Annotated in this window: 11 protein-coding genes and 1 pseudogene; 6 read left to right on the plus strand and 6 right to left on the minus strand. The window is 72.5% G+C overall.

All coding sequences use genetic code 11. The features are described from left to right. Window positions 1-105: 105 nt before the first annotated feature. Window positions 106-1,320, plus strand: coding sequence for a serine hydrolase domain-containing protein (locus N7925_RS08200; RefSeq protein ID WP_265603799.1), 1,215 nt, complete (start codon window positions 106-108; stop codon window positions 1,318-1,320). A 35-nt stretch (window positions 1,321-1,355) separates the two neighbouring features. Here the strand turns inward: N7925_RS08200 and N7925_RS08205 are convergent, their stop codons facing one another. Together N7925_RS08205 and N7925_RS08210 are read right to left on the minus strand one after the other, a co-directional pair. Continuing rightward, window positions 1,356-2,519 carry a polyamine ABC transporter substrate-binding protein gene (locus tag N7925_RS08205; RefSeq protein ID WP_265597406.1) on the minus strand — a complete coding sequence of 388 codons (1,164 nt, stop codon included), beginning with the start codon at window positions 2,517-2,519 and terminating at the stop codon, window positions 1,356-1,358. A 191-nt stretch (window positions 2,520-2,710) separates the two neighbouring features. Beyond that, complete coding sequence (locus tag N7925_RS08210) at window positions 2,711-4,150, minus strand: gamma-aminobutyraldehyde dehydrogenase (protein WP_265599037.1); 1,440 nt, start codon at window positions 4,148-4,150, stop codon at window positions 2,711-2,713. Between the two features lie 177 nt (window positions 4,151-4,327). On the opposite strand from N7925_RS08210, the gene N7925_RS08215 reads away from it, so the two are divergent. The 4 genes from N7925_RS08215 to N7925_RS08230 all read left to right on the plus strand — a co-directional run bounded on the left by N7925_RS08215 (window position 4,328) and on the right by N7925_RS08230 (window position 8,278). Continuing rightward, window positions 4,328-4,819, plus strand: coding sequence for an Lrp/AsnC family transcriptional regulator (locus N7925_RS08215; protein ID WP_228923198.1), 492 nt, complete (start codon window positions 4,328-4,330; stop codon window positions 4,817-4,819). Then, the gene (locus tag N7925_RS08220; RefSeq protein WP_274343496.1) at window positions 4,804-6,183 is read left to right on the plus strand and encodes an aspartate aminotransferase family protein; all 1,380 of its coding nucleotides are present in this window, start codon (window positions 4,804-4,806) and stop codon (window positions 6,181-6,183) included. The genes N7925_RS08215 and N7925_RS08220 overlap by 16 nt, the downstream gene beginning before the upstream one ends. A gap of 215 nt (window positions 6,184-6,398) precedes the next feature. Beyond that, window positions 6,399-7,136, plus strand: coding sequence for an ABC transporter ATP-binding protein (locus N7925_RS08225; RefSeq protein WP_274343497.1), 738 nt, complete (start codon window positions 6,399-6,401; stop codon window positions 7,134-7,136). Beyond that, entirely contained in the window at window positions 7,118-8,278 is a 1,161-nt protein-coding gene (locus tag N7925_RS08230; RefSeq protein ID WP_274343498.1) for a hypothetical protein, read from the plus strand. The genes N7925_RS08225 and N7925_RS08230 overlap by 19 nt, the downstream gene beginning before the upstream one ends. 43 nt (window positions 8,279-8,321) lie before the next feature. On the opposite strand, the gene N7925_RS08235 is transcribed toward N7925_RS08230, so the two are convergent. The 3 genes from N7925_RS08235 to N7925_RS08245 form a co-directional block, all read right to left on the minus strand. Then, entirely contained in the window at window positions 8,322-8,777 is a 456-nt protein-coding gene (locus N7925_RS08235; RefSeq protein ID WP_018960709.1) for an SRPBCC family protein, read from the minus strand. A gap of 104 nt (window positions 8,778-8,881) precedes the next feature. Beyond that, the gene (locus tag N7925_RS08240; RefSeq protein ID WP_274343499.1) at window positions 8,882-10,090 is read right to left on the minus strand and encodes a glycosyltransferase family 4 protein; all 1,209 of its coding nucleotides are present in this window, start codon (window positions 10,088-10,090) and stop codon (window positions 8,882-8,884) included. Continuing rightward, the gene (locus N7925_RS08245) at window positions 10,087-10,638 is read right to left on the minus strand and encodes a hypothetical protein (protein WP_274343500.1); all 552 of its coding nucleotides are present in this window, start codon (window positions 10,636-10,638) and stop codon (window positions 10,087-10,089) included. The genes N7925_RS08240 and N7925_RS08245 overlap by 4 nt, the downstream gene beginning before the upstream one ends. A gap of 479 nt (window positions 10,639-11,117) precedes the next feature. Here N7925_RS08245 and N7925_RS08250 point away from each other — a divergent pair. Further along, window positions 11,118-11,369, plus strand: a pseudogene (locus N7925_RS08250) (response regulator transcription factor); the annotation flags it as partial. Here N7925_RS08250 and N7925_RS08255 read toward each other — a convergent pair. Continuing rightward, window positions 11,366-12,415 (minus strand): ABC transporter ATP-binding protein, encoded by a 1,050-nt coding sequence (locus N7925_RS08255; protein WP_274343501.1) that lies wholly within the window; start codon window positions 12,413-12,415, stop codon window positions 11,366-11,368. The pseudogene N7925_RS08250 and the gene N7925_RS08255 sit on opposite strands and share 4 nt — an antisense overlap.

A 12,415-nucleotide genomic window follows, 5' to 3' on the forward strand; every position in this document is an offset into this window, starting at 1 on the left:
GAGGACCGCCCGGGCGGGCGATCCGCTGCGGGCGCCGGGCCAACAGGATGAAGTCCACGAGCAGTTGACGACATCCTCTCCTCTCGGAGGCATCCGGTGAATCCGCTGAACAGATCTGTCCGCACGCTCCTGGCCACCGCCCTGGTCCTCGGCATCGTCTGCGGGGCGGCCGGGCCCGTGTCCGCGAGCGCCCCCGCCGACGCCGCTGCGGCCTCCCGCCCGGCGGCCTCCGGAGCGCCCCGGGCCCAGGACGCTCCGGACGCCCGGGCCCTGCGCGCGGCGATCGACGGCCTCCCGCGCCGGGACGCCGTCGCCGCGCTCGTCCGGGTCGGTGGCACCGGCGGGTCGTGGCGCGGCAGCGCCGGTGTGCACGATCTGCCCTCGGGCCGGGCGGCGGATCCGGCGGCCCGCTTCCGCGCCGGATCGGTGACCAAGGTGTTCACGGCGGCCACGGTGCTGCAACTGGCGGGCGAACGGAAGCTGTCCCTGGACCGCACCGCCCGGCACTATCTGCCGGACCTGATCCCGGCCGCGTACGGGGAGGTCACCGTAGGCCAGTTGCTCGACCACACCAGCGGCATCCCCGCGGCCGACCTCCCGGGCAGGAACCTGGACGAGTGGTACGCGCACCGCTTCGACGTCCACACCCCGCGCTCCATGGTGGCCTCCGCCACGGCGAAGGAACGGGAGTTCGCGCCGGGTGTCAGCCAGCACTACCTCAACATCAACTACACGGTGTTGGGGCTGCTGATCGAGCGCGTCACCGGGCAGGCGTACGCGCGCGCGGTGGCGGACCGGATCCTGCGCCCGCTCGGCCTGCGGTCCACGTACTTCCCCGGCGCGGACCCCAGGATCCGCGGCCCGCACAACCGGGGCTACCAGGTATTCGCGACGCCGGACGGGGGTGACGAGCTGCGGGATGTCACGGTGTGGGGGCCGACCGACGGGTGGGCGGCCGGGGACATCATCTCGACCACCGCCGATCTGGAGCGCTTCACCACCGCCCTGTTCGGCGGGCGGGTGGTGCGCGGGCCGCTGCTGGAGGAGATGTTCACGCTGCCCGGCGCCTCGGTGCGCACCTACGGCTCCGGGAAGCCGGCGCAGTTCAGCGCCGGCCTCTCGGTGCTCACCCTGGGCGGCCGCCAGGTGTGGGGCAAGACGGGCGGCCGCTGGGGGTACAACACGGCGGTGGCGGCCACCCGCGACCTCTCCCGCACGCTGGTCTACAGCGTCGGTGCGACGGACGCGAAGGGGAAGGACATGAACGCCACGGCGATGGGCATCGTGGTGGCCGCCTTCGGACCGCCGCCGGCCGCTTGATCCGGTCGCCCCTTTACGGCCCCCCTGCCAGAGCTTCACAAGCCGACGATGGAGTTCCACTTCTTGGCGAATCCCATCCGCTCCTCGGAGGTGATGTCGCGGGCGATGGCGAGCCGCTCGCGCATCGCGCCGTCGGGGAAGATCAGCGGATCCTCGGCGAGCGCGGCGGTCTCCTCGTCCTTCGAGGAGGCCAGGACGGACCGGGCGGCGGGCACGGGGCAGACGTAGTTGACCCAGGCGGCGAGTTCGGCGGCGACCTCGGGGTCGTAGTAGTGGTCGATCAGCCGCTCGGCGTTGCGCTTGTGGCGGGCGAGGTTGGGGATCATCAGGGACTCCGCCCACAGTTCGGCCCCCTCCTCGGGGACGACGAACTCGATGTCGGGGTTGTCGGCCTGGAGCTGGATGACGTCCCCGGAGTACGCCTGGCAGGCGAGCACGTCGCCGGTGGCGAGGTCCTTGATGTAGTCGTTGCCGGTGAAGCGGCGGATGTGCTTCGAGCGGACCCGCTTCTGTGTCTGCTCGCAGATCTCGTGGAAGTCGTCGGCCGTCCAGCGGGTGATGTCGACGCCGTTGCCCTGCATGAGCAGCGCGAACGACTCGTCGAGCCCGGAGAGCAGGGTGACCCGGCCGCGCAGGTCGTCCGCCCACAGGTCGCCGGTGGACCGGATCTCGCGACCGAGCTTCTCGCGGTTGTAGGCGATGCCGGTGATCCCGGACTGCCAGGGAACGCTGTGGAGCCGCCCCTCGTCGAAGGCGGGGTCACGCAGCAGGGGGTCGAGGTACTTGGCGACGTTGGGCTGCTCGGCCCGGTCCATCTCCTGGACCCAGCCGAGCCGGACGAAGCGGGCGGCCATCCAGTCGCTGATGACGATCAGGTCCCGGCCGGTCTCCTGGCCGTTCATCAGCGCGGGGCTGATCTTCCCGAAGAACTCGTCGTTGTCGTTGATCTCCTCGGTGTACGTGACGGAGATCCCGGTCCGCTGCGAGAAGGCGTCCAGGGTGGGCCGCCGCGACTCGTTGTCGTCGTCGGTGTCGATGTAGAGCGGCCAGTTGGCGAAGTGCAGGGTGGGGTCGGTGGCGGAGCTGTCGCGGCCGGCCCGGTCGCCGGGCTCGACATAGGCCGCGGGCACCCCGCAGCCGGCCAGGGTGGCGCCGGCCGCTCCCGCCCCGAGGGCGCGCAGCAGGGAACGGCGGGACATGGGGTTCTTCCTGATCGCTCGCACCCGCGCAGAATGCCGGTCGGCGCTCCCGCGGACAATGGACCAAGCGTCCAGCGGGGCGGGCCCGCCCCGCACACCTTGTCCAGCCTGTCCCGCACGCCTGGCACGGCGGCGGCACGGGAACGGCCCCGGACCGAAGCCCGGGGCCGTGCACGGTCGGAGAGGAGCCGTCAGTCCTCGATGGACGTCATGACGTGCTTGATACGGGTGTAGTCCTCGAAGCCGTACGCGGAGAGGTCCTTGCCGTAGCCGGACTTCTTGAACCCGCCGTGCGGCATCTCGGCGACCAGCGGGATGTGGGTGTTGATCCACACGCAGCCGAAGTCGAGGTTCTTGGACATGCGCATGGCACGGGAGTGGTTCGTCGTCCACACCGAGGAGGCGAGCGCGTAGTCGACGCCGTTGGCGTAGTCGACGGCCTGCTGCTCGTCGGTGAAGGACTGGACGGTGATGACGGGTCCGAAGACCTCGTTCTGGATGATCTCGTCGTCCTGCTTCAGGCCGGAGACGACGGTCGGCGCGTAGAAGTAGCCCTTGTCGCCGACCCGGTGGCCGCCCGCCTCGACCTTGGCATGGGCGGGAAGGCGCTCGATGAAGCCGCTGACCTGCTTCAGCTGGTTGGCGTTGTTGAGCGGGCCGTACGCCACGTCCTCGTCGTCCGGCATCCCGGTCTTCGTGTCGGCGGCGGCCTTGGCGAGCGCGGTGACGAACGCGTCGTGGATCGACTCGTGGACCAGGACGCGGGTGGCGGCCGTACAGTCCTGGCCCGCGTTGAAGAAGCCCGCCTCCGAGACGCCCGAGACGGTCTTGGCGATGTCGGCGTCGTCGAAGACCACGACGGGCGCCTTGCCGCCGAGCTCCAGGTGGACGCGCTTGACGTCCTTGGCCGCCGACTCGGCGACCTGCGTGCCCGCCCGTACCGAACCGGTGATGGAGGCCATCGCCGGGGTCGGGTGCTCGACCATGGCGCGGCCGGTGTCCCGGTCGCCGCACAGGACGTTGAAGACGCCCTTGGGCAGGATCTGCCCCATGATCTCGGCCATCAGCACGGTCGACGCCGGGGTGGTGTCGGACGGCTTGATGACGACGGTGTTGCCCGCGGCGAGCGCCGGGGCGAACTTCCAGACGGCCATCATCATCGGGTAGTTCCACGGTGCGACCTGGGCGCAGACGCCGACCGGCTCACGGCGGACGATGGAGGTCAGACCCTCCATGTACTCGCCGGCCGAGCGGCCTTCGAGGAGTCGTGCGGCCCCCGCGAAGAAACGGATCTGGTCCACCATCGGCGGGATCTCTTCGCTGCGGGTCAGACCGAGCGGCTTGCCGGTGTTCTCCGACTCGGCGGCGATCAGGTCCTCGGCCCGCTCCTCGAACGCGTCCGCGATCTTCAGCAGGGCCTTCTGCCGCTCGGCGGGCGTGGTGTCACGCCAAGCGGGGAAGGCCGCCGCGGCGGCCTCCATGGCGGCATCGACGTCGGCCTGACCGGAGAGCGGCGAGGTCGCGTAGACCTCTTCCGTCACCGGGCTGACCACATCGATGGTCCGCCCGTCCGCGGCGTCCCGGAACTCTCCGTTGATGTAGTTGCGCAGACGGCGCACCTCGGTGGTCACAACCACCCCTCCTGTCGGCTGTCCGATGGGTGAGACGTCCACCCTAATCGTTCCGGTGACGCTTTCGACATACCCGCCCGCCCTCAACTTCGGATTCAGTCAGATCCAGGCATCCAGACAACGAATTTCATCGATCTGGGGTTGCGAGACAGACGAGGAGCGGTGCATGGTGGGTGTGTGGCCAGTCGCAGCGCAGACTCCAGGACCGGGAACGGATCACCGCCAGCGGTCGATGCCGTCTCCCTCGCAATCATCCAGCAGCTCCAGGAGGACGGACGGCGTCCGTACGCCGCGATCGGCAAGGCCGTCGGCCTCTCCGAAGCGGCTGTGCGCCAGCGCGTCCAGAAGCTGCTCGACCAGGGCGTGATGCAGATCGTCGCCGTCACGGACCCGCTCACCGTGGGGTTCCGGCGTCAGGCGATGGTCGGCATCAACGTCGAGGGCGACCTCGACCCGGTGGCCGAGGCCCTGTCGGCCATGGCCGAGTGCGAGTACGTGGTCATGACCGCGGGCTCCTTCGACCTGATGGTGGAGATCGTCTGCGAGGACGACGACCACCTGCTGGAGATGATCAACAAACGCATCCGGACCCTTCCCGGAGTGCGCTCCACCGAGAGCTTCGTCTACCTCAAGCTCAAGAAGCAGACCTATATGTGGGGAACCCGATAGCCGTGAGCAAGGACCTCAGCCGAACCGCGTACGACCACCTGTGGATGCACTTCACCCGCATGTCGGACTACGAGAACGCGCCCGTTCCCACCATCGTGCGTGGCGAGGGAACGTACATCTTCGACGACAAGGGCAAGCGCTACCTGGACGGTCTCTCCGGCCTGTTCGTGGTCAACGCCGGTCACGGTCGTCACGAGCTCGCCGAGACGGCGTACAAGCAGGCCCAGGAGCTCGCCTTCTTCCCGGTGTGGTCCTACGCCCACCCGAAGGCCGTCGAGCTGGCCGAGCGGCTCGCCGACTACGCCCCGGGCGACCTCAACAAGGTCTTCTTTACCACCGGTGGCGGCGAGGCCGTCGAGACCGCCTGGAAGCTGGCCAAGCAGTACTTCAAGCTCCAGGGCAAGCCGACCAAGTACAAGGTCATCTCGCGTGCCGTCGCCTACCACGGCACCCCGCAGGGCGCGCTGTCCATCACCGGCCTCCCGGCCCTGAAGGCCCCCTTCGAGCCGCTGGTCCCCGGCGCGCACAAGGTGCCGAACACGAACATCTACCGCGCCCCGCTCTTCGGCGACGACCCGGTGGCCTTCGGCCGCTGGGCCGCCGACCAGATCGAGCAGGAGATTCTCTTCGAGGGCCCCGAGACCGTCGCGGCCGTCTTCCTGGAGCCCGTGCAGAACGCGGGCGGCTGCTTCCCGCCGCCGCCCGGCTACTTCCAGCGGGTCCGTGAGATCTGCGACAAGTACGACGTGCTGCTCGTCTCCGACGAGGTCATCTGCGCCTTCGGCCGGCTCGGCACCATCTTCGCGTGCGACAAGTTCGGCTACGTGCCGGACATGATCACCTGCGCGAAGGGCATGACCTCGGGCTACTCCCCGATCGGCGCCTGCATCGTCTCGGACCGGATCGCGGAGCCGTTCTACAAGGGCGGCAACACCTTCCTGCACGGCTACACCTTCGGCGGCCACCCGGTCTCCGCCGCGGTGGGCATCGCCAACCTCGACATCTTCGAGCGCGAGAACCTCACCCAGCACGTCCTCGACAACGAGAACGCCTTCCTGACGACCCTCCAGAAGCTGTACGACCTGCCGATCGTCGGCGACGTCCGCGGCAACGGGTTCTTCTACGGCATCGAGCTGGTGAAGGACAAGGCCACCAAGGAGACGTTCACCGACGAGGAGACCGAGCGCGTCCTGTACGGCTTCCTCTCCAAGGCGCTGTACGACAACGGCCTGTACTGCCGGGCCGACGACCGCGGCGACCCGGTCATCCAGCTCGCGCCGCCGTTGATCTCCGACCAGTCGACGTTCGACGAGATCGAGGGCATTCTGCGGGCCGTCCTCACGGAGGCCTGGACGAAGCTCTGACCGACACCAGGTCCCCCGGCTGATCGCCCACCGGCGGTCATTTCATACGGTTCTCCGGCCCGGATACACCCCTTCGAGTGACAAGGGGCGCATCCGGGCCGCGTGCTGTGCGCCCACACCGGTCCGACTATCTACGGTGCCGAGTGACCGATCGGCCGCGTCTTCGTTCCCCCGTACGGGGGACGGGAAATCTGACCTGAACCGAGGTGTACGCCATGGTGGCCCCGCCGGACAACGACGTGATCTGGGCGCGTTCCCTGCACCACTCCCACAACGGATCGCCCGGTCTCGGCGGTGTCTCCATCGGCGTCCGGGACGCCGAGATCCTTGCCGTGACCGGCCCGCGCGGCAGCGGGAAGACGACGCTGCTGCACTGCCTCTCGGGCCGGCTCGTGCCCCAGGAGGGCGAGGTCTGGTTCAACAGCGTCCCCGTCCACACCATGGCCCCCCGGGTCCGCGAACAACTGCGCCGCGAGCGCTTCGGCTGGATCGCCTCCGATCCGGAGCTGGTCCCGGAGCTGACCGTCTGGGAGAACACCGCGCTGCCCCTGCTGCTGCGCGGTGTCTCGCACCGGGCCGCCAGGAAGGCGGCCGGAGAGTGGCTGGAGCGCCTGGACATCGCCGCCTTCGCCAAGAAGCGGCCGCACGCGCTCCTCCAGGCGCAGCGCCAGCGGGTCTCGGTGGCCCGCGCCCTGTGCGGCGCACCGACCGTGATCTTCGCCGACGAGCCCACCGCGACCCTCCACCGCGCGGACCGCACCCAGGTGCTGCGCACCCTCACCACGGCGGCCCGCTCGCACGGCATCACCGTCGTGCTGGCGACGCACGACGCCGAGGTCGCTGCGCTCGCCGACCGGGCCGTCCCGCTGCTGGACGGCCGCTGCGTCGCCACCGGTACCGTGCCCGCGAAGCCGGAAGCGGAGGGCCGCGCGGCGTGCTCGCTCTCCGTCTAGCCCGCGGGTCTCATCCCCTCGTCCTGGTCCGGCGGCTGCTGGTGGCCGCCGCCTCGGCCGGCGTCGGATTCCTCCTCCTGTGCGCCCTCGGGTACGCCGCCGCGCACCCCGCCTCCGCCGGTTCGGTGCTGCGGCTGCTGTGGTGCTTCGTCCCGCTGGCCGCCACCGTGCAGTTCGCCGTGGCGGTGGCCCGGGCCGACCCGAGCACCCGGCCCCGGCCGGGCCTCTCCTCCATGGGCCTCGGCCCGGTCCGGTTGTCCGCGCTGGCCGCGGTCTCCACGGCCGTCTCCACCACGCTCGGCTCCGTGGTGGCCCTGCTCTTCTTCCTGCATCTGCGCGGCGATCTCACCGGGATGCCGTTCGACGGGGGCGCCGCGGAGTTCCTCGGCGCGGGCAGCCCGCTGCCGCCGGCCGCCGCGCTGATGCTGCTGGCGCTCGTACCGGTGGCCGCGTCGACGGCGAGCGCGCTGGCCCTGCGGTCCCGGCCCGACCCGGCCCGGGACACCTTCGGCTCCGAGGAGCTGCCGGAGCCCGCACCGGCTCCGGCCGGGCTCCCCTGGGGCGTGGCGCTGACGGCTGCCGGACTCGCGGTCGAGGCGATCGCGTCACGGGGTGCCGCCGGGAGCGCGTTCCCGCTGCCCGGACGGTACGACTCCACCCCGGTGGCGGTACTGATCGGGTGGACGCTCACGGCGGTCGGCCTGGCGATGGCGGGGCCGAGCCTGACCTATCTGTGCGGGCGGGCGCTGCAAGCCGTGCGCCCCGGTGCCGTACGGCTGCTGGCGGGCCGGGTCCTGATGGACGAGGCGCGCCGGATCGGCCGCCCGCTCGGGGTCGTCTGCGCGGTGCTCTCCGCGGCGATCGCCGCTTCGGCGCTGTACGGGGGCGACGAGCGCCCGTACGGCCCGCTCACCGCACTCGGCGCGGTGCTGGTCCTCGGCTGTACGGCGGCGACGCTGCTGACCTCGGCGCTGGAGGCCAAGCACGCCCGCGCGCACACGGTCGAGGCGCTGCTCAGGATGGGCGCTCCGACCGCCGTGCTGCGCCGGGCGACGGCGCTGCGGGCGGGCGCGCTGCTGGCCCTGTTTGCGCCGCTGACGTGGGTGATCGCGCAGTTGGCGGCGCTTCCGCTGACGAAGTGAACCGCCGGGAGTTCCCTCCCGGAGGTTCGGGGACGGGGCCGGCTCAGGGATGGGTGGCGAGGCGGGCGGCCAGGGCATCGAAGAAGGCCTCCCAGCCGTCCTCCGCCGCCGCGTACTGCTCGGGGGTGAGGTTGCCGCCGCGCTGCTGGAAGGCCAGCTCGGTGGTCCCGTCGCCGAGGTCGCTGAAGGTGACGGTGACGATCTCGCCCTCGGCGTCCTCGGGCGCGGAGGCGTCCTTGAGCGTGAGGACGAGGCCGTCGGGCTCGCTCACCTCGCGGTAGATCCCGTGGAAGGGCATCTCCACGCCCGGCATCACGATGACCAGGCTCCACGCGCCGCCGGGCCGCACGTCCATCGCCACCCGGTCCAGGGGGACGTCCGCCTCACCCCCGTACCAGGCGGCGAAGTCCTCCGGTGAGGTCCAGGCGGCGAAGACGCGCTGCTGAGGGGCGTGCAGGACGCGGGTGAGGTCGATGCCCTCACGGGTGCCACCGGTCATGATCACGGTCCTTGTCCGATCCGGCCGTTCCGCGCCGCCGGAGCGCCGGGCGCGGGGTTGTCCGCCTCCAGCTTGCCCCGCCCGTCGCCCTCCTGCCACGCCGGTCAGGGGGCCAGCAGCTCCGCGAGGGTCTCGTACGCCTGCTCCCACCCCCACGCCTCGCGGACCCACGCCCGGCCCTTCTCCCCCATCGCCCGGGACCCCGCCCGGTCCCGCAGCAACGCCACGAGCCGGTCCGCGACGGCGGCGACGTCGCGCCCGTCGACCACGTGCCCCGTCTCCCCGTCCCGTACGGTGTCCGGCGCGCCGCCCGAGTCGCCGACGAGGACCGGCAGCCCGGCGGCGGCGGCCTCCAGGAAGACGATGCCCAGCCCCTCCACCTCCAGGCCCCCTCTGCGGGTGCGGCACGGCATCGCGAAGACGTCGCAGGCCGCGTAGTGCTCCGGCATCGCCGCGTGCGGCTGCCCGCCCGCGAGGACCACCCCGTCCGCGACCCCGGTGTCCGCGGCGAGCCGGCGCAGGGTCCGGGCGTAGGGTCCGTCGCCGGTCAGCAGGAGCACGGCGTCGGGCACCGCGCGCCGCACGGCGGGCAGGGCGCGGATCAGGGTGTCCTGGCCCTTGCGCGGGACGAGCCGCGCCGCGCAGAGGATCACGGGCCGCCCGCCCAGGCCGTACCGCTCGCGGACGCCGGCCCCCGGAGGGCCTATGCCGTCCCACGCCCCGGACCGTTCGGCGTCGCGCGCCTCCTCCCGTACGGCTTCGCGCGCCGCTTCCCGTACGCCGAACGCCTCCGCGTCCACCCCCGGCGCCAGGCGCACCATGCGGCGGGCGGCGGCCGGGCCGAGTGCGGCGGCGATGGGCGCGCGGGTCGCCTCGCCCAGATAGGTCACCACGTCGGTACGGTCGCCGATCCGCCGCAGCAGTGCAAGGGTCCCGGGCGTGCGGGCCCACCACACCTCGTGCCCGTGCGTCGTGGCCACGGCCCTCCGCACCCCGCTCTCCCGGCGCAGCCGGTCCGCCAGGAGCCCGAGCGGTGCGGCGGCCCCGAACCAGACGCTGTCGCAGCCGTGGTGGCGGGCGATCTCCACCGCGCGGGCGGCGACGCGTGGGACCGGGAGCAGGGTGCGGGCCGGGTCGCGGACCACGGGGTGGGGCAGGGCGGCGTCATGGGCGGCAGCCCCGGGTTCGGCGGAGGTGTGGACGACGACGGAGTCCGTGGGGAACCGGCTGGTCATGGCGTGGACGAAGGTCTCGATGCCGCCCTGGCGGGGCGGGAAGTCGTTGGTCACCACGAGAGTGCGGCTGCGTGTCATCGGGAGGCCTGCTTCCGTCGGGGTACGCGTGCGGCGCGCACCCGTTCTCGTATGCGATGGGGGTGGGCGGGCGGGTGCTGGGCGAGGGCCCAGGCCGCGAGGACCAGCGGGTGCACCAGATAGCCGAACCGGCTCGCGGGCATGAACGCGATGGCCAGGAGCAGTCCGAGGGCGAGCCGTACGGCGGCGGCCGACGCCGTCGCCGGGGGCCGGGCGATCAGGGAGCCGACGAGGAGCAGGGCGCTCACCCCGAGCAGCAGCAGAGCCAGGGTCCGGCCACCGGGGACCTGGGCGGCGAGCAGATGACCGGGGAACGGGCTGGCGGCGGACGAGACCGCTCCGGTGAGCCCGAGGGGGAAGTCAACGACATGGGTCCGGAAGGCTCCCGGGTCGCGCAGGGCGGCGGGCAGGACGAGCCCGGCGGCGGTGAGCAGGGCGGCGAGCCCGCAGCGCAGGGCGGCGCGGCTCCCCCGGCGGCCGTCGTCCTCGAAGCCCGCGTGACTCCGGCGGCCGTCGCGGGAGGCCGTGGCGAGCAGGGCGAGGGCCACCGGCACCGCCGGCCACGCGGTCCACTTGAGGGCGGCGGCCAGCCCGAGCGCCAGCCCGGCCCGGCCCGGCCGCCCCCGCCCCGCCCCGCCCCGCCCCGGCCAGCCCCAGGCACATCAGCCCGGCCACCGGCAGATCGACGCCGCCGACCGCGAGCGGCAGCGCCACCAGCGGGCAGGCGGCGAGCCACCGGGGCGCCTTCCGGCGGGCCCCCGCCGGAAGGGCGAGGGCGAACGCGCCGAGGAAGGCGGCGCCCATCCACAGCCGGGGGTCGGTGAACGGCCCGGGCCCGGCCACCGCCTCCGGGATCCCGAAGGCCGCCATGCCGGGGAGATACGGGTTGAAGTCCTCGGGCACGGCGGGCCGTTCGAGGTAGGGCGTGCCCTCGGAGAGCAGGAGCCCCGCGGAGCGGGCGACGACATCGACCTCCAACTGCGCCCGGTCCACGGCGAGAAGCACCAGCAGGGGCAGCAGCACCGCGACCCGGCAGCGGGTCAGCACTCCCCCGCCGCGCTCGATCGACGGGCTGACCGCGCGCGAGGCGGAGGTGCTCGTCCTGATCGCGCGGGGCCTGTCCAACGCGGACATCGCCGACCGGCTGACCATCACCGACCACACGGTGAAGACCCACATCAACCGGCTGTTCGCGAAGATGGAGCTGCGGGACCGGGCGCAGGCGGTGATCCTGGCGTACGAACGGGGGCTGGTGGTGGCGGGGACACAGGCTCCCTAGGAGGCGTCCGCCTCGGGAGCGTCCGCCCCGGTCGCCAGCACCACCGTCTCCGCGGCGTCGAAGCGGACGCCCACGACCGCGCCCTCGTCCGGGGTGTCCCGCAGGGCGCACTCGGCCTCCAGCACCGGCGCGTTCTCGGGTATCAGCCGTACGGTCACGTGGTTCCCCCGGAAGGTGCGGACGCCGACCGTGCAGCGCAGGCCGTCCTCAGGAGCGCCGATCAGGACGCCGGCGGGCCGGACCAGCAGATCCACCTCGCCCTGCGGGGAGCCCCCGGGAACCGGGACCTTGCCCCAGGCGGTGGCGGCGGCCCCTCCGGTGACGCTCGCCCCGGTGACGTTGTCGAAGCCGAGGAAGCGGGCGACGAACGCCGAGGCGGGGCGCTGCCAGACGTCCAGCGGGCTGCCCTCCTGCGCGATCCGGCCGTCCCGCATCACGACGACCCGGTCGGCGAGCGCGAACGCCTCGCCCTGGTCGTGCGTGACGGCCAGCACGGTGGTGCCCAACTCCTGGAACAGGGTGCGCAGTTCGACGACGAGGCGTTCGCGGAGGCTGCGGTCGAGCTGGCCGAGCGGCTCGTCCAGCATCAGGAGCTTCGGGCGCGGGGCCAGCGCGCGGGCCAGGGCGACGCGCTGCTGCTCACCGCCGGACAGCGCGGCGACCGCGCGGCGTTCGGCCCCGGGCAGACCGACCAGCTCCAGCAGTTCACGGACGCGGTGCCCGGTCTCGGCCCGCCCGACGCCGTGCATCCGGAGCCCGAAGGCGACGTTGGCGCCGACGTCCCGGTGCGGGAAGAGCTGGTGGTCCTGGAACATCAGGCCGAGGCCGCGCCGGTGCACCGGGACGCCGCTCTGGTCCTGTCCGGCCAGCAGGACCCGGCCGCCGTCCATGGGCTGGAGCCCGGCGACGGCCCGGAGCAGGGTGGACTTCCCACTGCCGCTGGGACCGAGCAGGCAGACGATCCGGTGATCGGCGACCTCCAGGTCGACCGCGTCCAGCGCCGTCCGCTTCCCGAACCGCACGGTGGCTTCCCGCAAGCTCAGCAT

It is taken from the genome of Streptomyces sp. CA-278952 (genome assembly GCF_028747205.1).
Classification (GTDB): Bacteria; Actinomycetota; Actinomycetes; order Streptomycetales; family Streptomycetaceae; genus Streptomyces.